Origin of the sequence: Streptococcus sp. S784/96/1, from assembly GCF_902729355.1 — a bacterium.
Taxonomy (GTDB): domain Bacteria; phylum Bacillota; class Bacilli; order Lactobacillales; family Streptococcaceae; genus Streptococcus; species Streptococcus caledonicus.
Map to the genome: position 1 here is coordinate 1 of NZ_CACVCC010000031.1, position 20079 is coordinate 20079.

The following is a 20079-nucleotide window of genomic DNA, read 5'->3' on the forward strand; positions in this document are numbered from 1 at the left end:
GTAAGTGTCTAGAGTTTCGGGAAACGTAAAATTGAATACCTTATAACCTAAGAGAACGAGAAATTCGTTCTCTTTTTTCGTTGTCTAAAACTAGTGAAAGGACACAAACAGATGTCAAATAACATTGAAATCATCATGGATATTGAAACTCTAGAAATATTTGAACTGATAGATCTTGATGAAGAGAAAGGAGTAGTTGTTTCAGATTCTGAAAATACTCCTAAAGAGGAAAAAACATCTCCATATGATAATCTAAACAGAATTTGGTTAGGAAATGGTTATTTCTATAAACCTTCTAGCCTTCTTTGGGAAGTTGTCGAAGGTGATGTCGTTCATGATTTAAAACCTAGAAACAGACACGGTAGTTATCCTTATTACCAACATGCAAGAGATGGAACATGGGGTCATGTTTTGCAGCTAACACCTGAAGAAGCACTTTGGAAGACGCTAGAGTTGAATCCTGAATTGATGAGTTATGTGTAGGAGATGAGATTGTTATGCCTAATAGACTAAAAGAACTACGAAAAAAGAAAAGCCTAACGCAGGCTGAGTTAGCTAAAGTCATCAATACTAATCAATCTCAATATGGAAATTATGAAAGCGGGAAGACTAGTCTTAGCATAGAAAATTCTAAAATATTAGCTGAATTTTTTGGTGTTTCTCCAGCCTATTTATTGGGGTTGGAAACCGAGTTTGAATCTGTAGAATCTAGAGAGACTCAATTTCAAATACTAGTCAAGAACAGAAAATTATCCTTGAGAGAAATAAGCGAGGATACGGGAATAAACTACTCTACCATTGGAAACTATAATCAAGGAACTAGAATACCTAATGCTAGGAATACTGCGATATTAGCCGATTATTTTAAAGTATCAGTCGGATATCTATTAGGATATGAAAACGATCCTAACTTAATAAAATCAGAACCCTTAATTCCGACAAAATTGGTTCAAGAGTTATCTTCTATCAATGACAAAAAGAAAGAAATTTTACAAGTATATTTAGAGCTAGCTAAAAAAGAACAAGTTATTCTAAAGCAGATCAAGGAGAGTATCCTATGATATCAACCAATTTAGAGATTAAGGAGTAAAAGAAAGGAGCGTCCCAAATGACAAGACAAGCGCAACAGTCACGTGAGTTAGTATTGAAAGAAATTATGCAGTCCCAAAATGTGACAAGAACTAAGGCACGATTTATTTTGAAAGAGCTAGAGGAATTCGGCTTACTTCGGTTTTCTGATACCGGCCAGCTTATGTTGAAAGTGGGTGCTTGACATGAAACGTATTTCCGCAAGGCAAGTTCAATCAAGTGAACGGTTTTATAGAATACCAAAAATATTTGTTGAATCACCACTCTACAAACCGATGAGTACAGATGCTAAATTCACATATGCTATCTTGAAAGACCGTTTTGAATTATCTCTTAGAAATAATTGGATTGATAAAAATGGAGATGTCTATCTGATTTATACAGTTACTGAACTCCAAGAAATTTTAGGATATGGTAATAAGAAAGTTATCAAGCTGAAAAAGGAACTTCAAGAGTATGGTTTATTAGAAGAAGTTCGTCAAGGTTTGAATAAGCCTAATTTACTGTACTTGGGAAATGTTGAATGCTCTACTGAAGAAATTCACTCTAAACCTTTAACTTCAGCGGAAGTGTCAAAACGACACTTCCAGAAAAATCAAGGAAGTGTGAAAATGACACGTCAAAAAATGTCAAAACGACACGCTAATGATACTGAGAAGAGTGAGACTGAATTATCTAACGATACTAATCGATACCAGGACGAGACCCCATTATCCACTCTATCAGATTCTGAAGCTTTCCAAATGGGCCAACATGGTTTTCTCTCTGCCCAAACTATCCAGCGACTCAGTCTCTTTGGCAAAGAAGCAAAACTCCTTGAAAACAAAATCTACCAAGCTAAGCGTCAGGTTGAAAAAGAATTCCATCATCTCTTAGGGAAACAAGAAATCATCTATGGGGAAATCTGGTCTCAGGAATTAGAACGAGAAATTGAAAAACTCATTTTTAAGGTGAAAACCGGAGAACAAGAAGGCAAGTCCATTCAAAATATTCCAGGCTATTTCTACAAGATGATGCTTCGCTTTTGGAAGATGGCCTTGTTAATTGAGAAAGAACAAGGTTTCATTGCCTTATCGAATCAAAGCAATTATGCCAAACAATTCCCTGAAGAGTGCCCTAGCCTGATTGCTTACTATTACCCAGATAAGCTGTCAGAAAAGGAATTGAACCAGTATTTAATCTTACTCTCAATAGAGGTGACAAATGATGGTTAAAGATAAACAAACAAAACAACTAACAAAAACAGAGTGTGTTATGGGAATAATGATCATCATCTTAGGGGCCATACTTGCTATTGCATTTTCTACATTTTTGGTCGCAATCCTAGCAACTACACCATTTAGCTTAGATTGGTCATCTCGCTTATTTTGGGCTTTGAAACTTGTCTTGGAAATGCCTGAAATTTGGGTTGTTGGCGTTCTCTTTGCTTTATTTGGATTTGGTGCCCTAAGTAGCTAAGCGGAGGGATAGGTATGCTAAGGGATGAATTTAAATCTATTCCCAGTAAAGTTTTAACAATTGGGCGTAGTCCTGAAGAAAGTGTGATTGCTATTCCAAAAGCTATCTTTGAGCTACCACCTGAGGAAAAAGCTCAAGCTCTTAAAGCGCTTGAAGAAGAGATGGAACACCACCAACAGAAAGGAAAACCAATTTATGGGCTTATTTAACAGACAAGACAGCGATGTGATAAGAGGAGGTCTGGCTCAACAGAGGCAGGCACCTAAACCTGTCCAAGAGATTGAGATGGTGTTGAAGTATTTTGATGATTCACAAGAGACGATTTTATTGACCTATAACCTTGAAGAGCTCCAGCAACAAGTCTCAACGTCATTTGGAACAGGTTCTAGTATGAATTTTACCTCTGCTGCTCCGCCCTTTTCCATTAATCCACGCTGGGTTAAGAAAATCACCTATAAAGTGAAAGGGGGTGTATTAGGTGACTAAGCCAGTCTCAAACCGACTGAAAGAGCTGAGGAAACAAGCTGGTCTAACACAGGAAGAGTTATCTCAAAAAATCGGTGTCATTCGTAAAACGGTCTCGAATTGGGAGCGAGGCTTTAGCCGTATCAATCCTGAGTATGCAGAACAACTCGCTAACTATTTTCAGGTCTCTATTGGGTACCTGCTTGGTGTTAGTGATGACAAGCAGGATTCCAGCTCTGATTCTGACCTAAGTTACTGGATTACCTATAAGCAGAAACACTGATGTTGACTTGACCGAGATGTCATAAAACTAGATAGACCTTTGATAACTGAATACAAGGCTTGCCCTGATACAGCGTGGCTATGGATAAAAGAAAAATGGGGGCGAGTAGCTAGCTAGAAAAGGATATCTAGCCCAGCCACTAAACGAAAAAGCATGGCTCTTGTCATAAGCTGAAGGAGTATGGGTTCCTAGACTTCAAACCCAGCGTATCAAATACCGAGAATGGTTTACGAACCGTTCCAGCACGGCGTAACTTCGCCTTTCAACTTCAAGGAGAAATCTATGACAGATGAAACACAAACAGTCCGCCTAAAGGATCTAAGAAACCTAGGCAAGCAAGGAGGTGTAACAGCTCGTTTGGATGATGGAACAGACCTTTTTCTAAAGCCTGACTATGCCATTAAGAAAGCCAACGGCTATGTGGATGGTCGCTTAAGAGAGGTAGAGTTTCACTTGTCCTATAAAAGCATCTATAACCAAATTCGCACTATTAAAAAAGCTGGTCAATTAGTGGCCAGGAAAGTTAGAAGCCCATCTGGGCCTGAACTTCGTCTCACAGGAAAAGGCTATAAGCCTAATAATCACTCATTTTAGAAAGGGAAAACCTCATGAAAAAGAAACAAGTACTTGCAACGCTCGCTCTCTCAGCTGTCGTCTTAGCTCAAGCTGGATTTTCCTCAGCTGATGAAGTAACGCCAGTTGATCCTTCAGCGCCTTCAACAGAAGTTGTAACTCCAGTAGAACCTTCTACTCCAGCAGATACAACAGATACAACTGTTCCAGTAGATGTTACAACAACAGAACAAACAACCCCAGTTGATCCTACAACTCCATCTTCACCAGTACCTTCAGGTGAACCAGGTAAAGATACTGCAGAAGATAGCGTAGATGTTCCAGCACCTCAAGGAAAGGATAGCTCAGGTAATAACTTGGAAGTCACTGATCCAAGCCAATCTGATCAACCAGCACCTTCAGGTGAACCAGGTAAAGATACTGCAGGAGATGACGTAGATGTGCCATCCGAACAACCAAAGACAACAGAGCAAGCCAACCAACAAGGAGCTTCTCAAGTAGGAACTGTTTCAAGTTCTACTGGTCAGGTCGTGCAAAATGTTACTCCTGAAGCACCAATACAAACTAACACAGGCGCCTCAATTGTTAGCACACAAAATGGTCAAGTTGTTCTTAGTGATGGCTCTACAGTTGCGCCTGAAGCGATTGGAGCAGTGACTAATGCTGATAAGACAATCACAGTAACGAAAACTGATGGTACAAAAGCAACATTGCCTGAAACAGGAGAGGCAACTAGCTTTCTAGCAACAATTGGAACAGGATTGCTCGGCTTGGTAGGAGTACTGTTCAAAAAGAAATTGGTTTTAAAATAATTTAATATGACCGACCGAGATGTCGTTAAACTAGAAAAAGAAAGGTGAGGTATCAAAATGATCTCAAATCAAAAGGAAAAATTTTCGGTTCGTAAGTTCAAAACAGGAACTCATTCGGCAATGATTGGTAAAGTCGTGTTGTTATCTGCTTTGACTGTTGCTATGGCATCAGGAAATAGTGTTTTTGCAGACGAAACAACTTCTGCACCGGCAGAGGTAACAACAGTTGCTCAAGCACCAGCAGAAGAAGATGTTACAGGTATTGCTAACCAGGTATCAGAAAGTCCGACTGAGGTAATTGTTAAAAAAGAGTTACCAGTTGTTACTGTTGATAATCCTAAAGTGGATAAAGCGGTTCAAGAAGCTATTGAAGCAGGTGTTGACGTTACAAAAACAGAGGAAGTTTTAGTCAATAGTGAAGCAGAAGCAACAGCTAGTTTTGATGTACAAGAAAAACGTGTAAAAGAAGCAACTGAGACGAAAAAAGAAATTGATCAGATGCTTGAAGAATCTCAGAAATTGGCTACAGAAGCAGGTGTTGAGCTCAAGGAAGAAGAAGCTAAAACCTACAAAGATGATAACGAAGGCGCTCTGAAGGATGCTGAAGCGCAAGTAAAAGCGTTGGAAGAAGGTCGTAAGGTTCAAGAAGAAATCAATGAGACTTTGCCAAAAGCCATTGAAATTGCGTCTAAGACAGGTGTTAAAGTTGTTGTTGAAGAAGGTAAGAAGTATGAAGACCTTAGAATGGCACTTAACGACTTAGCACAACAGGTTAAACTGTTGGATGAAGCTGGTCAAAAACAACAAGAGCTTGACAGTGCTTTAGTCCTCGCTGTTGATAAAGCTGATAAAGCTGGTATCAAAGTGACTTATGCTGATAAAGTGACGTATAAAGATTTGCAAGAAGCGTTTAATGCGATGGCGTATCAAATTGAATCATTGGCAAAAGCTGAAGAAGTCAAAGCTAACAGTAATAAAGCTCTTGCTAAAGCAGTAGAAGAAGCACAAAAAGCAGGTGTTAAGGTGGTTGAATCACCAGAACAGATTTCAAGTAGCTTAAAAGAAATTGAATCAGATGTGGCTACTCAGCTAAAACTATTGGTTGAAGCAACTGATACTCAACATAACGTTGATAACATCTTATCTGAAGCTAAGAAATATGCTACGGATAATAAGGTTAACGTTATTCATAAAGGGGTTAAAGAAGTTAATGCAGGTCAAGCCATTGCTGAAGCTAACAAACAGTCAGAAGCAATTAAGCAAGTCGTTGCTGAAGTTTTGAAACTACGTGCTGAGTATGAAAATGATTATCAATCATGGGTATCAGATATTACTAAGCAAGTAAAAGATGCTCTGGCTAAAGTTCCATCAACGGTTAGTGGGAATGCAGATGTAAAAGCTAAAGAAAGCCAATTGATGGAATCCTTAAAAGGTGATTCTAAACAAGCTGATAAAGCTTTAACAGCGTATGAATCATTTATTAAAACGTTTAATTCTGTAAGTGCTACAGACGCTAAAGAACGTACGGAAGCGAATAAAAAAGATGCGGAAGTAGAAAATGCGAGACGTAAAGCTGAGTATGAAAAAGCACTAGCTAAGAAAGCTGATTTAGATGCTCAAATTAAAGCGATTCATGATAAAAATCGTGCTATTTTTGCAGAAAAAGGTTTAACTTATACTGGTAACTATGATAAAGATAAGGCTACTGTAGATCAGTGGAACAAAGAAAATGCAGGTGAGAAGGTGTCTAGTTCATCAGAATCTGGTCTAACTGCAACTCCATCAACAGGTTATACAGGTGTTTCTAATGCGACGAAAGCAACTCATCCATTGGCTGCTTACGCTATTCAAGGACTCTATCGTTCTGAGAATACGGATGCTGATTTTAATAATGTTTTTAAGATTGAAAATGGTAAGGCGACAATTCGTGTGACTAATACGTCTCATGGTGATGTCTTATTGACCTTTAGTAACATTCAAGTTGTTCCTGGCTCTGCTCATACGGCTGACTTTGTAGCTCTTTGGGATAGTGGTGATGGTGGTATCGCTTATGGCGTGTTCACTGGAGCTGGAACAGGGGCTTATTCACAAGGTGGAGCCGAAGGAGCAGGCGGTTATGTAGCAGGAGCAGGGGCACGTGTTGGTTGGATCAAATCAGTTGATATTGATATTGAAACCGTTGAATCTGATTTTTATGAAGCAACCTTTAATGACATTGATAACCTACAAACACTTGATTTTACAACCTTGAATGGTAGTACTGTCACAAAAGGTAAGAATATTTCAGGTACAGGGAATTCTTACTCTGCAGGCGCAGGAGATGTTTCTCAAAGTTCTAGAGGAGTGCTTGATTCTAATGGATTGGGGATTTCTTACGAGAAACCAACTAAAATCAAACTAAGTTTCAAACACTCAACAGGACATAATGATGCAACTTCTATTGTTGGAGGTTTGTTTGGTCAGTCTTCTCAGAAGGAAATCAAAGTGGTTGTCGAAGAAATCAGTATTGAAAAAGCTCCAGAAGAGACAATAGTTAAAAACTGGGTACCAGTAACACCAAAATCGGTTGATCCAACAGTGCTAACACCATTGGAAACACCAGAAAAACCGAAAGAAAAGACAGCAGAAATGATGAGTTTGCAGGTTGTTGCAGATTATCATAAAGTAAATGCGGAAGTTACTGTTACACCAGCGACTGTGGAAGTGACTGCACATGATATTACAGTAGTTGTTCCAGTTCATGATGTGAATGTTGCGACTACGGTAAATCCAGTTAAAGTACGTGAAATGGCTAAAGGTGAGGATGTTTCACCGTCATTACCATCGACAGGTGAAGTTGGCAGTATCCTTACTGTAGTAGGTGGAGCAGTGCTTTCTGGCTTAGGTTTAGTAGGTGTTCGTAAACGCAAGGAAGACTAGTTTTCCCCTTGTCTTTATGTTATAATAAGGACAATAAGAGAGAGGGGATAGAGATGATAGAGGATAAGAAAATGAACGCACATGTGACAAAGAGTGGCTACAAATATTACACCCCACAAAAAAACGTCTCAGAGGCTGCACAAGCTCCTAAAGAGAGTAAGTGGAAGAAAGGCTTCAAAAGGGTAAAACAAGCCCTTCTCGTAGGTCTTAAGAACCTTCCTGGGCTTATCATGAGGGCAGCTATCCTTATGGTTACGACTCCCCTTATGATTCTCCTCTTTATTTTCAACTTACTTAAGATGTTATTGGTAACTGCTATCGGCTGGGTTTTCTTTAAGTTCCTTGTAGTTATGGCTTATGCTGCTTTTTGGACTTTTTATGCATGGGTTACAAACACTCCGTCCTCTGAACTTTCATTTGTAGATAAACAGATGGACTGGCTGAGTGTTAATTTCTTCTTCCCTCAAGGTGTTCCCATCCATTACTGGTGGGAAACTACTATCATCGTTGTGCTAGCAGTTATTACCGCCCTTTCTCTAACCCTCAATCCTAACGAGGCTTAAAATTCGATATATAAACTATGATACACAGACACTAAGAAAATCTTGGTGTCTTTTATTTTTTAGAAATGAAAGTGAGAAATCAAATATGCAAACAGTTGTAAACTTTATTAATAACCTCGGTAATATTGGTGGTCTAGTCGGTCTTGGCTGGGTTGCCTGGGGAGCCTGGGATTTGTTTATTGGTATTCGTCGAGAGCTAGATGATAAGAAAGATAAAGGTATTCAGAGTATCGTTCTTGGTGCCCTACTTGGGACAGTTCTAAAAACCCTCTTTTCAGCTATGGCTTCTGGACTTCAATCGATCGGTTAAACCAAGACAAAGGAGGTAGTGCTCATGAACAAATCTACACTAGAGCAACTAACCATGAGTCTTAAGGACTATAACCCGACTGCCTATCAGTTGATGGAGACAACCTCTGGGGCTATGGAGAAGGTGGCTATTTTACTGTTACTCCTCTTCCTGGGGATTAACCTGATGAACTGGAATCAACAGCTTAAAAGTAATGGCGGTGAGCTTACCCTACAGCTCTGGATTGAGGAAATCCTAAAATACGTCATTGCGATTTTCTTGATTTTATATGTGGATGAAATCATTGATAGTCTCTCCTGGCTCTTTAATGTCATCATCAAGCTAGTCGCAAAAACAGGAATTGAGCCATTTAACTCAAAAGCACCTGACTATAAAGGGCTAAATTGGTTCCAAAAAGTTTTTTTCAAAACAGTTTACGATTGTATAGACTTTATCGGTCAAATCTCAACCAAGTTGCTGATCCTTTTGCGTTCCTTTACCCTTTATACCTACAAGGGAATTGCCAAGATTATCGTGGCTTGTTACATGATGGAGAGCTTACGTCCTATTTGCTTTGGGTTCTTCAAACTCTATATTGCAGCCGTCCTTCAAGGTTTAATCCTGGTCATTATCATCATGCTTTACCCAGCCATTGTGACTAATGATTTGCTGACGGTGGAGAAGACCGGAGCCTGGACCAGTGCCCTTATGGCCATTGCCAAGGGTATTATCTACATCATCATGCTATTTGGTAGTCAACGTATGGCCAAGAATATTATGCAGGTGAATTAAATTTTGTGGTATAATAAAAGCAGGTGGCAGAGGAGGTAACCTATGGCAGTTTCAAAATTTTATGCAAAGTGGAAAAAGCCTTCAGGAGAAGAAAAGTTAGTCAATGCTTTTGAGGCATTAGCTTTGAAAGGGCGAGCACAGATAGAGACGACTCCAAAAGAAAAAGCTACTCTCTATGATATTGAGACCGGCTTAAAGGTTGCCCCAAAACATGGGCATAAAAAAGAAGGTCTCTATCAAGGGCAGCCTTACTTCACTTATTATCCAGGGGAAGAAAGTCCACTAAAAGGAATGGATGGCAGTTTTGAATATTCATCAGAACTGAATGCCTTCATTGAGGCATTCAAGTCGATTAAAAGGTTTCAAATTGGCTATGGCGAACATACCACCTTTATTTTCCCTAAAACCATATCTCCTATGAAGCGAGTGGTTTTTGAAGACGAGGACTTCGTCATTTTAAAGATATGGATTGAGATTGACGAGACCTATCCCTATTCAGAATACTACCGCTTAAATGGTCAGTTAGGCATTGAATTTTACAAAACGAAACGCCCAGAGCCTGTAAAGCGGATAAAGCTAGCTAAAGAAGGAGTGCCTTTACTGGAGGCAAAAGCTCAGTTTCCCGAGTCCACTAAGATTTATGTTCCTGAAGAATTTGTCTCATCAGAACAAATCAGAGGTATTGCGGAGAGAGTTCGGGAGGTTTACCAGGAGAGGAATTATAAGCTCTATGGAACCTTTGACAGATACCACTTGGAGGCTTTTGTCTTTTTAGACGACAATGAAAGGAAGTACCACACATTGAAAACATACGAAGACCAGTGTCAGGAACTTGAGGCAGAGATTAAGCGGTTGAGCGAGAGCTTCCATCAAAAAAATGAGAAAGTTAACCAGCTCAGAGAAGAAATCAAGCAAGCAGAAATCCGATTACGCCATTACTGCGAAAAAGAAGAATACTATAAGAAGTTAGAAAAGGATAATGAGTTGCTGAAGGAGGAAAAGAAGCAACTTCAATCTAAACAAGAGTGTTTAATAGCTGAGTCTCAAAACTTACATAAAGTAATAGATGAGGCTAAAGCAAAAGAAGAAAGAGTAAATAATCGAAATTGGTTACAACGTTTACTAAATAGAGATTAATTGAAACAGTTCTGAAAAAGAGCTGTTTTTTTGATGGAAAGGATAAATACATGAATTTAGAACAACTGAGAAAAAGACGAGATGAGCTTGTGCAAGACAATGCCTGGATGGATAATTTGATCACGGAAAAAGAGGAAGAGTTATGGGAGTTGAAGGTAAGAGGTATTGCTGCCTCTGAGCTGGCTCGCTCAGCTATGCAGTCTGCCCTCCGTTCAGCTGGTATTGTTGAGAGTTTTTACGGTCCCTACAATCCCTCTTCTGAAGCACAAAAAGGAGACTTATGACACGTTTAGGCAGTGAATTTCTAAAAGCCTTGGACAGCTACGAGCGGCCAATTATTGGCTATATTACCTTTAGGCAGCTGGTGCTTCTCTTTGGCATAGGACTGACGGTACTTGTAACCTCGGTCCTGTTTTGGCTTCAAACCCCAGATATTATTCTTTACGGCGTTAGTCTTTTGGTACTAGCGCCTTTTGTCATTTTTGGGTGCCATATCGATGAAAAGATTAAAGATGAATTGCGTTTTCTCTTGACCAAACAAGAGCGAACCTTTCAAACAGACTATGATAGAAAGGATTATACGAAAAATGACTTTATTCGACCGAAAACAAACCCCGAAACTCTCTAAAGCTGAAAAAGAAAAGGCCAAGCGGTTAAGACGTACCATGACTGCTTCCACTCAAAACAGCTTAAACTATCAAACCTTGTCCCCTGATGGGCTTATGGCCATCACAAACGACACTTATTCTAAATCTTACCGCTTGGGAGATACTAGCTACATCACCGCAACCGACGAAGAACGTATTGACGTTATCGAAACCAATGCGGATATTTTCAATTCCCTGGATATTGACAATGACATGCAGCTGTTGATCTTGAACAGGAGGGTGGAAAGCAATAGTCTGGTTGCTATTCGTTATGATCTAGCTCAAGATGGTTATGATGACTACCGCAAGGAATACAACGCCATGATTAAGGACCGCTTCTCCCAGGAACAAAACACCTTCAAAGTGGAGAAGTACCTAACTATTACAACCTTGGCAGACCAGGACCATCAAGCCAGACGGATTTTGGATGATACGGCCAACGTCATTGAAAGTCAGTATAGTGGTCTCGGGATTTCTTTCAAGGAGATGGACGGCTTGGATCGCCTCCTTGTCTTTCGGAAGCTCTTGCGACGTGAAGCCTTTCTTGATTTCACCTATGAGGATATTGCCCTCTCTGGTTTATCTACCAGAGATTTTATTGCCCCGTCCTACCTGAAGTTTGATAAGGACCACATGAGGATTGATGATAGCTATGCCAGGGTTCTTTATGTGAAGCAGTACCCAACCTTTCTGAATGATAAGCTCATCAAAAACATTCTGGACACAGGGATTGAGTTGGCCATTAGCCTTCACGCCAAGGCCTATGATACGGCAGATGCCTTAAAGAAAATTAAGACAGTCAAATCCAGCGTTCGACGTGAGATGATTAAAAGCCAGAAGGCTGCTGCTAGAGAAGGCTATGGGAGTGATTTAGCAGTCGGAGGAAAAGCTATTGAAACCTCTAAGGGAACTGAAAAATGGACAGAGGAGCTCCAGGAAAACGACCAGAAGATGTTTTCAGGAGTGATAACAATCTACCTTGTTGCGGATAGCCTTGAGGAGCTAAACAATCATACTGAACAAGTCCAACGTTCAGTTCGCAAAAATACAGTAGATCTGGACAAGTGCTATCTTTATCAGGAGGAAGCTCTCAATACCATTCTCCCGATCGGTCTGCCATTTATCAATGTCAAACGTCGTTTTATGCGAGATATGACCACCAGTAACCTAGCAACCCAGATTCCTTTTACCAACGTTGATTTGCGTTCTTCTAGCCCACGTGCCGTCTATTATGGTCAGAACCAGCTTTCGAAGAACGCTATTACGGTAGATAGAAAGAAGGACTTAAACACGGGCTCAGGCAGTATCTTTGGCATTTCTGGTTCTGGAAAATCAGTGCTTGCTAAGGGAGGGGAGATTATCCCAACCCTCTTACGCTACATAGAAGACCAGATTATCATTGTCGATCCTGAAGCGGAGTACATCGATATTGGGCGAGAATTTAATGCTGAAGTGATTACCATTGCCCCAGGATCACCCCACCACTTTAACCTTCTGGACTTGCCAGATAAGGATAAGCTCCAGGCAGAAGATAGTGACCCGATTGGTCAGAAGGCTAACCTTCTCTCCACTCTCTTTGAGAATATCTTTTCTGAAGTCTCGGACGATGAATTTGCCATGATTGATCGTGTGACCAGAAAGACCTACGAGGAATTTCAAAATCCAACCTTTAAAGATTGGCAGCGTGTGCTAGAAGCACAACCTGAAGACATCGCTCAAGCTCTAGCTCTGAAAGCTGAACCTTATACCATGGGTTCTAATGATATTTTCGCCCATCCAACCAACGTTAATATGGATAACCGCTTCATCATCTTTAACCTAAAACAATTGAACGGGAAACTCAAACCCTTTGCCCTCTTGGTGATTCAGGATTATATCTGGAACCAGGTAGTCAACCATCAGGGCAAGACCACAACTTGGCTCTATTTTGATGAATTGCAGCTCTATTTCAAAAATAAACTTCAAGCTACCTTCTTTACGGAGTTATATTCCCGTATTCGGAAATACGGGGCAATTCCTACAGGGATTACCCAAAACCCTGAGACGGTTCTATCGACTGAAGAAGGACGCAAACTCGTCTCCAACTGTGAGTTTCTAGTTCTCCTGAAGCTGAAGCGGACAGACTTAGAAGCCCTGGCTCAAGTAACCCCTCTGACCCCTTCCTTGGAGCGGTTTGTCTTACGCCCTAAGGCCAAGGGAACAGGGCTTATTGTGGCAGGGGATACCATTGTCCCCTTTGAAAATCCCATCCCGAAAGGAACCAAACTTTATGAGTTGGTCGCAACGGATGGCTAGACGACAAACAGAAAGCGAGGTGGTGAGTTTTGTATAAGGCTGACCCCAAACAAGACCGACAAAAGAAGCGACAAGGCATTAAAGAAGGGACTATGGCCAATCAACAGAAGGTAGCTAAAGAAGCTCGTTTGGATTCTAAGATGGCCTATAAAACCGCTAAGAAAAACTATCGCCTAGCTAAAAAAGACTATACTCGCCATAAAGGTCCACACTTGACCGCTAGAGCCCTTTTCTTTAAGCAACAGAAGGACAAGACCAGGCTGGCAAAACAAATCGCTAAAACGGTCTATAAACGGGCTAAAAAGGCAGATGACCCCTATATCCCTAATCGTCTAAAAAGGCGAGCCAAACAGGGTACAAAAATGAAGGTCAGGCAGGACACCGAAAAAGCTCTGCGAGACAATGACATCCTGGGCGACTGGGTTAAAGCCAGACAAGATATTCGTCAATTTCATTATCAGAAAAAAGCCTCTAAACGTGCCTTAAATGCTGGGGGCAAGTTAGGCAAGTATACTATCAAACATAGTTATGGCCAGCTCAATAGAGCCTATAACTTCACCCGTGGCCGTGGCTTTACCAGAACCCCGAAAGAATTCTCTTGGGAGGGCAAGCTCACTAAAAAGATGCGTCAAATGAAGCGACGTGTAGCACAGACAAAGGTAGGAAGAGTAGCCAAAGGAACAGGTAAGGCGGTGAAGGTCGTCTCAAAACCCGTCCGCTCTATTCTGACCAATCCCTTAACGGTTAAGTCCTATTTCCTCATGTTTCTCATCTTTGGTGTGATGGCTCTTTTTATGGGGATTTTGGGAGGCAGTGGACCTGTCCAACAAAATGAGTTTGATTTGAACAAGTCCTGGCTCCAGATTAGTAAACGAGACCGAGAAAAATCAAACGACAAGGTGGATTACTGGACTAACATCGATGATATGCTCTTTTTCATGAACTATCGCTACGGGAGTGAGTGGAATCCAGACAGTAGCTGGAGCGAAGGGATAGGGGGAGAATTAGCTGGAAACTTGGGGTTCAACCACTACTCGGATGCCCTAAATGATCTTTGGAATCACTTAAACAAAGACCCACATAACCTCAAGACCATGGCAGATCTCTATGGGTCATCCTCTTCTCTAAAATGGGCAAAACTCAATAAGGATGAGTTAGAGGAATATAAAGAATTGGTGGAGATGACAAAAGAAATCGGTCGTTACCCCTCGTACCAAGAGTTAGACAATCCCTTCTACAGTGAAGCAGACCCATCTTATGCTACCCCCCTTATTATCCTGAAGAGATTTGGCTACACATCGACGACAGAAATCTACGAGAAAACCCAGTTGAAAGCGACTACTGGCCAATCTCTAAAAGCTCCCTTAGCAGGGACAGTCACTTTACAGGGAAATACTGTTGCCATTAAAGCTTCTGATGCTATCTTTAGCTTTGAAAAGGTTGGTAGTATCCGAGTTTCTGACGGGACAACCGTTGCTTCAGGAGAAGATATTGGAAAGGTAACCACCAATGGCTACCAAACCATCCATTACCAGAAGCTGGAGGAGAAAGAGACTGGGGACAAGAAGGCTAAATGGACTTCGGTTAATCCAGGCTTCTATTTTCAGTCTGTGGTCTATAATCAAACCACATCTGTCCTAACAACCCTTGATGGAGACCTGGGACAAAAGGCCCAGGCCATAAAGGACTATCTGAAGCAGAAACTCCCTGGTCTAACAGATAAGGGGCTGGCTGCCATGTTAGGCAACTTTGCGACGGAAAGCAACATCAACCCGAAACGGGCTGAAGGGGACTATTTAAGCCCACCTGTGGGAGCTTCAGAGTCCTCTTGGGATGATGAGGCCTGGTTAGGACTAGGTGGACCATCAATCTACAATGGTGGCTATCCTAATATTATTCATCGTGGCCTAGGTTTAGGTCAGTGGACAGATACAGCTGATGGTTCAGTTCGACACACTCTCCTCTTGAACTATGCCAAAAGCAAGGATAAGAAATGGTATGATCTGGAACTCCAACTGGATTTTATGTTAGAGGCTGATAACCCTTACTACATCTCCATTGCCAAGGAGATTTTAACCAGTAATGACGATGTGGAGACTCTAACTAAGCGCTTTCTCAATAACTGGGAAGGAAATGCTGGAGATAAACTTCTAGAACGCCAAAACAATGCCAAACAAATCTATGCCTTTCTGACCCAGCCTATCCTTGGAGGTGGCCAGATTGCCTCTTCCTGGAACTTCCCTGAAGAGTACCGCTCCAAGGTCGCTAATCCCCCAACTCAGAGAGCTATGACCACACAAGCTGGATCAGGTTACCCAGTTGGTCAATGTACCTGGTATGCCTATAATCGCTTGGTAGAACTTGGTTCTATCAAGGACCTATCAGGAACTTATGGTTATCTGGGCAATGGCCAAGACTGGGTGAGAAGTTTGGTTGCAAAAGGTTGGAAGTTTAGTAGCACACCGAAAAAAGGAGCAGTAGTATCTGTTCAAGGTGGATTTGCCGGAACATATGCTCAATGGGGACATGTAGCTATAGTAGAATATGTTAATGCTGATGGTAGCTTCTTAATTTCAGAATGTAATGTTCCAAACGCTTTGGAAAATGGACGCTATGTACAAGATAAAGTCCATTTTGCCGTCTGGGCACCAGCTCATTACTATACTTTTGCAACACCAAATTAAATAAGAAAGAAGAATAAATGAGATGAAAATGATTGATACAGAAAAACTAAAGCTCTTAAAATTGGTAGGGCTTGGCCTTGCGACTACCCTGGTTCTAGGGCTGGTCTTTTGGTTTAGCCTGGCTAGTGCGAAATCTCAAAAAGACACCAAAAGTCCCTCCCCCAAGACAGAACAGATTAAGAAAGCTGAAGGCAGTGAGTTAACATCAGCTTACGTTAAGGATTTTCTTTCAGCCTATTTTACAAAGAAGGATCTAGGGGAGAACAGAAACCGCTACCTGCCCTTCATGACAGAAGCGGCTTACCAGCAGGAGGTCAACACTGAAGAGGAACCAGCTATCCAAACCTATAAGGGCTATGTGGTGGATACTAAGTTAAAATCTGCGACCCTTTATATTGACAGTGACAACCATGTGGTCTTAGCTCAGGTGAGCTATACCCAGACCCAGCTTCAAAAGAAGTATGATTACACCAATGCCCAGACAGATGTGTTATCAAGTAGCACCTTACGCATCCACTATATCAAACAAGGCGATAAATACCTGGTTAGCCAGATTGAACCTGTCTTGATTGTCGACACCCTAACCGCTGATCAGGAGGCAGGTCTGCCCACCCTCAATCAGCCCAACATCACCCTAAATACTGAAGGAGAATAAACCCTATGACCAAATTAGAAATACTTGAAAAACAACATGCCAAAGCACAGGAGAGACGGGAGGATTTCTTATCCAAGGCTAAGAAGGAGGAAGACAAGCTAAAAGAGCTTGAAACACAAATCATTCTGGCCAAACATGAGGAACGCTCAGACTATTTGGCCAAGCATAACCTAACCTGGGCGGATATTGAAAAAGCTCTGGCAGAAGGTAAACTGAAAGGAGAAGACAAGCATGTATCGATTAACAAATCTGACACTGGATACGACAACAACCTACAAAAATAAGGACCTGGTTTATCAGGCCCTAGAGCGAGAGAATGCAAAGGTCAAGCACCAGGAGGCAGAAGGTGTCATTTTAGTGGAAGAAATGGATAAGAAAGGTGTGGTCATATACCAAGAAGACATCTATCTCCCCTTTGATGGCATCGCAGATAGTCTGTTTCTGAAGACAGGTACGGATATTCCTTCTGAAAGGCCAGCTAAGGCTAGAGGATTTTCCTTTCTGAAGCCTTCTGAGAAGAAACTTGACCAAGAACCAATTCAAACGGAGAAAGAAGAGCTTAGAGAGCCTCTCTCGGACACAGCTTCACAAGTTGAACGACAACAGAGCAAGTTTTCTATCCTGAAAAACTTATGGCAGGGAATGCTTGTGTTAGGCTTACTGACGAGCCTTGCGGTAGCTGGTTGGACAATGAGCCTAGCTACTAAGCAAGAAAAAGTGATCACAGACCTAAGCCAACAGGTGAAGGCACTTGAAACTTTTCAATCAGAGGCAGGGAAGCTAGACACCTTTGTTCGCTATTTTCTTCCTCACTACTATTCTGAACAAGGTCAATTAGGTGACTTTGTGGACTCCTCCCTCAACCTGGACAATCAAAAAGGGCAACTCCAGTCTGTTATCTTGGAAACGAGCTCACAGACAGCCAAGAAGACCTATCAGTTGATCTATGTGTTATCCATCAAGGAAGGGGAGAGTAGGAGCCAGAAACGTCTAACAGTGACTGTTAAAGAGACTCCCTCTTCTCCTCATGGTTACCAGGTCATTGCTGAGCCAAAACTATCCAATTATCCAAAATAGAAGGAGGTAGCTATGGATCAAGAACGTACGAGCCATTCCTTAGCTCTAAAAGGGAAAATTACTGTAGAAATGGCCATACAGGCTCTTTATACTCTGACTAAGGCTTACCATGATGAAAGCCAGCACAAGCTAGAGAATAAGACTTTTGAAGGAGAAACCCAGTTTAACGAGTTTATGGCCACCAAATCCCAGAAAGACGTTGAACAACTCTTGAGCAGTGAAGTCCATTTGGCCAAGCTCAAACATTACCTAGAAGAAGTCAAGGTGGGGTTTACCTACCAACAAAAGGGGGAAACGACTTACCTTTATTTTGAAAGCAAAAACCGCCTCTTGGCCGAGAAAGCCCTTAAGGACATGTTGGCTAATATAACTAAGAGTCCTGAAAAACTGGCAGCCTTCTCTAAAAAGGTCTTGAAAAAGCCCCATGAAATGCTTCCTGAAGAAAAGCTGGCCTATTACAGAACCCATACTGTCTATAAGGGATCGAGTCCAACTATCACAAAAGAAATCGGAAAGGAGAAAGCTCGATGAACAGAAAGCCAATTTGGCCCTACCTGCTGGTGGGCTTTTTATCGTTTGTCTTGGCTCAATCCCTCTATGCATACTACCAACTATCAACACAAGCTGTTCCTTTTATGGGAATGTTACGGCTGAATTGGTTACTGGAGAATTGGTCTCTCTTTTCTCTCGTCATCTCATTTGAATCTAAAATTATGATGGCTGGGCTTATCGGTTTTAGTCTACCTATGTTGGTTTACGTATCTGGGGATAGGAGTTCCTACCGCCACGGGGAGGAACAAGGGAGTGCCCGTTTTGCGACCTTGCGTGAAATGAAACGTTTCGAGGACCAGGACAATGATAAGAATATGATTTTTACCAAACAGGTCAAGATGGGGCTTTTTAACTTTCGCCTAGCTTATAACGTCCAACTTAATAAGAATGTGATTGTGATTGGTCTTCCAGGAGATGGAAAAACGTTCACCTTTGTACTGCCTAACCTCATGCAGCTGAACTCGAACTTTGTGATCACAGACCCAAAAGGCAACCTGGTCTATGAGACAGGAAAGATGCTGGAAAGAAATGGTTATGCCGTTAAAGTCTTTGACCTGATTCGTCTGAAGAACTCTGATCGCCTCAATCCTTTTCACTACATGAAATCTGAACTGGATATTGACCGTATCTCTGAAGCCATCACAGAAGGAACTAAGAAAAGTGAGCATATGGGCGAAGACTTCTGGGTACAAGCAGAATTGATGTTGCAGCGAGCTTTGATTGGGTACCTCTATTTTGATTCCAGAGACCCCGACATAGGAGCACAACTCTATACGCCTAACCTAGGGCACGTGGCCGATTTGTTACGTGGGATTTATCGTGAAGATCCCGACGTGCCAAGTCCCGTTGAGCAGATGTTTGAGGAGCTGGAGGAATTACAACCAGGCAACTATGCCTATAAGCAATGGAGGCTCTTCCAGAACTTCAAGGGAGAGACTAGAAACAGTGTGGTGGCTATTTTATCATCTCGCTACTCTATCTTTGACCATGACGACGTTAGAAACCTCATCAGTGAGGACACGATGGAGATAGACACCTGGAATACCAAAAAGACGGCCGTCTTTATTGCCATTCCTGAAACCAACAATGCCTTTAACTTCCTGTCCTCTATCCTCTTTGCGGTTGGCTTTGAAGTCTTGATCCACAAGGCCGATGATATTCTCCAGGGGAGAGTTCCAGGCTATAGTAGGAAGAATTTGAGACATATTCAATTTATCCTGGATGAGTTTGCCCAGATTGGGCGTATCCCAAACTTTACCCAGATTCTGTCTTCTATCCGTAGCCGTGAGATGTCCATTAAGATTATCCTTCAGGCAGTCAATCAGCTGGAAAGCCTTTATAAGAGCGATTGGAAGACCATTTTTAACAACTGTGCGACTCACGTATTTTTAGGGACAAACGACAAGGATACCATGGAATACTACTCGACCCGGAGCGGGAAACAAACCATTAGAACCAGGTCAACCTCAAAATCTCACAGTTACCGCAACGGCTCATCAAGTGAAAATAAACAGATCCAGGGCCGCCCACTCCTGACCCCTGATGAAGTGGCCAGAATTGGTGTGGATGAAGGTCTGGTCTTTATCTCTAAGCAGAATGTCTTCAAGGACAAGAAGGCTAGCGTTTATGACCACCCTCGACACTCTGAAATTGCCAGCTCCCCTGAAGATGAGAATTGGTATGACTATAAGCGACTAGGAACGGATATTGATGGTTTGCTTCTCCATGCTAATGACCTAGACCCTCACTTTGAAGAACTGTTTGTGGCTTAAATACAGAAAGGAAACGA

General features: G+C 41.7%; 24 protein-coding genes. All 24 read left to right on the plus strand.

Annotated features, from left to right (window positions below):
* The first annotated feature begins 111 nt into the window (after positions 1 to 111).
* The 24 genes from GZ996_RS09470 (at position 112) to GZ996_RS09580 (ending at position 20062) form a co-directional block, all read left to right on the plus strand.
* Positions 112 to 483, plus strand: coding sequence for a hypothetical protein (locus GZ996_RS09470; RefSeq protein WP_162011924.1), 372 nt, complete (start codon positions 112 to 114; stop codon positions 481 to 483).
* A 14-nt stretch (positions 484 to 497) separates the two neighbouring features.
* Entirely contained in the window at positions 498 to 1061 is a 564-nt protein-coding gene (locus GZ996_RS09475; protein ID WP_162011925.1) for a helix-turn-helix domain-containing protein, read from the plus strand.
* Between the two features lie 47 nt (positions 1062 to 1108).
* Positions 1109 to 1273, plus strand: a complete 165-nt coding sequence (locus GZ996_RS11745) for a hypothetical protein (protein WP_202922618.1) — start codon at positions 1109 to 1111, stop codon at positions 1271 to 1273.
* Between the two features lies 1 nt (position 1274).
* The gene (locus GZ996_RS09480; protein WP_162011926.1) at positions 1275 to 2303 is read left to right on the plus strand and encodes a replication initiator protein A; all 1029 of its coding nucleotides are present in this window, start codon (positions 1275 to 1277) and stop codon (positions 2301 to 2303) included.
* Positions 2296 to 2547, plus strand: a complete 252-nt coding sequence (locus tag GZ996_RS09485; protein WP_162011927.1) for a hypothetical protein — start codon at positions 2296 to 2298, stop codon at positions 2545 to 2547. Before GZ996_RS09480 ends, GZ996_RS09485 begins: the two co-directional genes overlap by 8 nt.
* A gap of 14 nt (positions 2548 to 2561) precedes the next feature.
* On the plus strand, positions 2562 to 2756 hold the full coding sequence (locus tag GZ996_RS09490) for a hypothetical protein (protein WP_162011928.1): 195 nt from the start codon (positions 2562 to 2564) through the stop codon (positions 2754 to 2756).
* Positions 2743 to 3033, plus strand: a complete 291-nt coding sequence (locus GZ996_RS09495; protein ID WP_162011929.1) for a thiopurine S-methyltransferase — start codon at positions 2743 to 2745, stop codon at positions 3031 to 3033. The genes GZ996_RS09490 and GZ996_RS09495 overlap by 14 nt, the downstream gene beginning before the upstream one ends.
* Entirely contained in the window at positions 3026 to 3295 is a 270-nt protein-coding gene (locus GZ996_RS09500; RefSeq protein ID WP_162011930.1) for a helix-turn-helix domain-containing protein, read from the plus strand. Before GZ996_RS09495 ends, GZ996_RS09500 begins: the two co-directional genes overlap by 8 nt.
* A 282-nt stretch (positions 3296 to 3577) precedes the next feature.
* Positions 3578 to 3889: a hypothetical protein gene (locus GZ996_RS09505; protein ID WP_162011931.1), complete on the plus strand. Its 312-nt coding sequence runs from the start codon at positions 3578 to 3580 to the stop codon at positions 3887 to 3889.
* A gap of 14 nt (positions 3890 to 3903) precedes the next feature.
* Positions 3904 to 4680, plus strand: coding sequence for an LPXTG cell wall anchor domain-containing protein (locus tag GZ996_RS09510; protein WP_162011932.1), 777 nt, complete (start codon positions 3904 to 3906; stop codon positions 4678 to 4680).
* A 57-nt stretch (positions 4681 to 4737) separates the two neighbouring features.
* A complete protein-coding gene (locus GZ996_RS09515) occupies positions 4738 to 7599 on the plus strand; it encodes an LPXTG cell wall anchor domain-containing protein (protein ID WP_162011951.1) in 2862 nt (953 codons plus the stop codon).
* 53 nt (positions 7600 to 7652) lie between these two features.
* Complete coding sequence (locus GZ996_RS09520; protein WP_162011933.1) at positions 7653 to 8162, plus strand: hypothetical protein; 510 nt, start codon at positions 7653 to 7655, stop codon at positions 8160 to 8162.
* A gap of 85 nt (positions 8163 to 8247) precedes the next feature.
* A complete protein-coding gene (locus tag GZ996_RS09525; RefSeq protein WP_162011934.1) occupies positions 8248 to 8472 on the plus strand; it encodes a hypothetical protein in 225 nt (74 codons plus the stop codon).
* Positions 8473 to 8496: 24 nt separating this feature from the next.
* Complete coding sequence (locus GZ996_RS09530; RefSeq protein WP_162011935.1) at positions 8497 to 9243, plus strand: hypothetical protein; 747 nt, start codon at positions 8497 to 8499, stop codon at positions 9241 to 9243.
* 42 nt (positions 9244 to 9285) lie between these two features.
* The gene (locus tag GZ996_RS09535; RefSeq protein ID WP_162011936.1) at positions 9286 to 10380 is read left to right on the plus strand and encodes a hypothetical protein; all 1095 of its coding nucleotides are present in this window, start codon (positions 9286 to 9288) and stop codon (positions 10378 to 10380) included.
* 50 nt (positions 10381 to 10430) lie between these two features.
* Entirely contained in the window at positions 10431 to 10664 is a 234-nt protein-coding gene (locus tag GZ996_RS09540; protein ID WP_162011937.1) for a hypothetical protein, read from the plus strand.
* Positions 10661 to 11008: a PrgI family protein gene (locus GZ996_RS09545; protein WP_162011938.1), complete on the plus strand. Its 348-nt coding sequence runs from the start codon at positions 10661 to 10663 to the stop codon at positions 11006 to 11008. Before GZ996_RS09540 ends, GZ996_RS09545 begins: the two co-directional genes overlap by 4 nt.
* On the plus strand, positions 10968 to 13322 hold the full coding sequence (locus GZ996_RS09550) for a VirB4-like conjugal transfer ATPase, CD1110 family (protein ID WP_162011939.1): 2355 nt from the start codon (positions 10968 to 10970) through the stop codon (positions 13320 to 13322). Before GZ996_RS09545 ends, GZ996_RS09550 begins: the two co-directional genes overlap by 41 nt.
* 29 nt (positions 13323 to 13351) lie before the next feature.
* Positions 13352 to 16006 (plus strand): phage tail tip lysozyme, encoded by a 2655-nt coding sequence (locus GZ996_RS09555; protein WP_162011940.1) that lies wholly within the window; start codon positions 13352 to 13354, stop codon positions 16004 to 16006.
* Positions 16007 to 16028: 22 nt separating this feature from the next.
* Positions 16029 to 16661: a hypothetical protein gene (locus GZ996_RS09560; RefSeq protein WP_162011941.1), complete on the plus strand. Its 633-nt coding sequence runs from the start codon at positions 16029 to 16031 to the stop codon at positions 16659 to 16661.
* Between the two features lie 5 nt (positions 16662 to 16666).
* Positions 16667 to 16945, plus strand: a complete 279-nt coding sequence (locus tag GZ996_RS09565) for a type III restriction endonuclease (protein WP_162011942.1) — start codon at positions 16667 to 16669, stop codon at positions 16943 to 16945.
* The gene (locus GZ996_RS09570; protein ID WP_162011943.1) at positions 16893 to 17738 is read left to right on the plus strand and encodes a hypothetical protein; all 846 of its coding nucleotides are present in this window, start codon (positions 16893 to 16895) and stop codon (positions 17736 to 17738) included. Before GZ996_RS09565 ends, GZ996_RS09570 begins: the two co-directional genes overlap by 53 nt.
* A gap of 12 nt (positions 17739 to 17750) precedes the next feature.
* Positions 17751 to 18269, plus strand: a complete 519-nt coding sequence (locus GZ996_RS09575) for a hypothetical protein (protein WP_162011944.1) — start codon at positions 17751 to 17753, stop codon at positions 18267 to 18269.
* Entirely contained in the window at positions 18266 to 20062 is a 1797-nt protein-coding gene (locus tag GZ996_RS09580) for a VirD4-like conjugal transfer protein, CD1115 family (RefSeq protein ID WP_162011945.1), read from the plus strand. Before GZ996_RS09575 ends, GZ996_RS09580 begins: the two co-directional genes overlap by 4 nt.
* Positions 20063 to 20079 lie beyond the last annotated feature (17 nt).

Excerpts from the sequence above, each read along its gene's own strand:
- GZ996_RS09470 (WP_162011924.1), top strand. The coding sequence starts at position 112 with ATGTCAAATAACATTGAAATCATCATGGATATTGAAACTCTAGAAATA.
- GZ996_RS09475 (WP_162011925.1), top strand. The coding sequence starts at position 498 with ATGCCTAATAGACTAAAAGAACTACGAAAAAAGAAAAGCCTAACGCAG.
- GZ996_RS11745 (WP_202922618.1), top strand. The coding sequence starts at position 1,109 with ATGACAAGACAAGCGCAACAGTCACGTGAGTTAGTATTGAAAGAAATT.
- GZ996_RS09480 (WP_162011926.1), top strand. The coding sequence starts at position 1,275 with ATGAAACGTATTTCCGCAAGGCAAGTTCAATCAAGTGAACGGTTTTAT.
- GZ996_RS09485 (WP_162011927.1), top strand. The coding sequence starts at position 2,296 with ATGGTTAAAGATAAACAAACAAAACAACTAACAAAAACAGAGTGTGTT.
- GZ996_RS09490 (WP_162011928.1), top strand. The coding sequence starts at position 2,562 with ATGCTAAGGGATGAATTTAAATCTATTCCCAGTAAAGTTTTAACAATT.
- GZ996_RS09495 (WP_162011929.1), top strand. The coding sequence starts at position 2,743 with ATGGGCTTATTTAACAGACAAGACAGCGATGTGATAAGAGGAGGTCTG.
- GZ996_RS09505 (WP_162011931.1), top strand. The coding sequence starts at position 3,578 with ATGACAGATGAAACACAAACAGTCCGCCTAAAGGATCTAAGAAACCTA.
- GZ996_RS09510 (WP_162011932.1), top strand. The coding sequence starts at position 3,904 with ATGAAAAAGAAACAAGTACTTGCAACGCTCGCTCTCTCAGCTGTCGTC.
- GZ996_RS09515 (WP_162011951.1), top strand. The coding sequence starts at position 4,738 with ATGATCTCAAATCAAAAGGAAAAATTTTCGGTTCGTAAGTTCAAAACA.
- GZ996_RS09520 (WP_162011933.1), top strand. The coding sequence starts at position 7,653 with ATGATAGAGGATAAGAAAATGAACGCACATGTGACAAAGAGTGGCTAC.
- GZ996_RS09525 (WP_162011934.1), top strand. The coding sequence starts at position 8,248 with ATGCAAACAGTTGTAAACTTTATTAATAACCTCGGTAATATTGGTGGT.
- GZ996_RS09530 (WP_162011935.1), top strand. The coding sequence starts at position 8,497 with ATGAACAAATCTACACTAGAGCAACTAACCATGAGTCTTAAGGACTAT.
- GZ996_RS09535 (WP_162011936.1), top strand. The coding sequence starts at position 9,286 with ATGGCAGTTTCAAAATTTTATGCAAAGTGGAAAAAGCCTTCAGGAGAA.
- GZ996_RS09540 (WP_162011937.1), top strand. The coding sequence starts at position 10,431 with ATGAATTTAGAACAACTGAGAAAAAGACGAGATGAGCTTGTGCAAGAC.
- GZ996_RS09545 (WP_162011938.1), top strand. The coding sequence starts at position 10,661 with ATGACACGTTTAGGCAGTGAATTTCTAAAAGCCTTGGACAGCTACGAG.
- GZ996_RS09550 (WP_162011939.1), top strand. The coding sequence starts at position 10,968 with ATGACTTTATTCGACCGAAAACAAACCCCGAAACTCTCTAAAGCTGAA.
- GZ996_RS09560 (WP_162011941.1), top strand. The coding sequence starts at position 16,029 with ATGAAAATGATTGATACAGAAAAACTAAAGCTCTTAAAATTGGTAGGG.
- GZ996_RS09565 (WP_162011942.1), top strand. The coding sequence starts at position 16,667 with ATGACCAAATTAGAAATACTTGAAAAACAACATGCCAAAGCACAGGAG.
- GZ996_RS09570 (WP_162011943.1), top strand. The coding sequence starts at position 16,893 with ATGTATCGATTAACAAATCTGACACTGGATACGACAACAACCTACAAA.
- GZ996_RS09575 (WP_162011944.1), top strand. The coding sequence starts at position 17,751 with ATGGATCAAGAACGTACGAGCCATTCCTTAGCTCTAAAAGGGAAAATT.
- GZ996_RS09580 (WP_162011945.1), top strand. The coding sequence starts at position 18,266 with ATGAACAGAAAGCCAATTTGGCCCTACCTGCTGGTGGGCTTTTTATCG.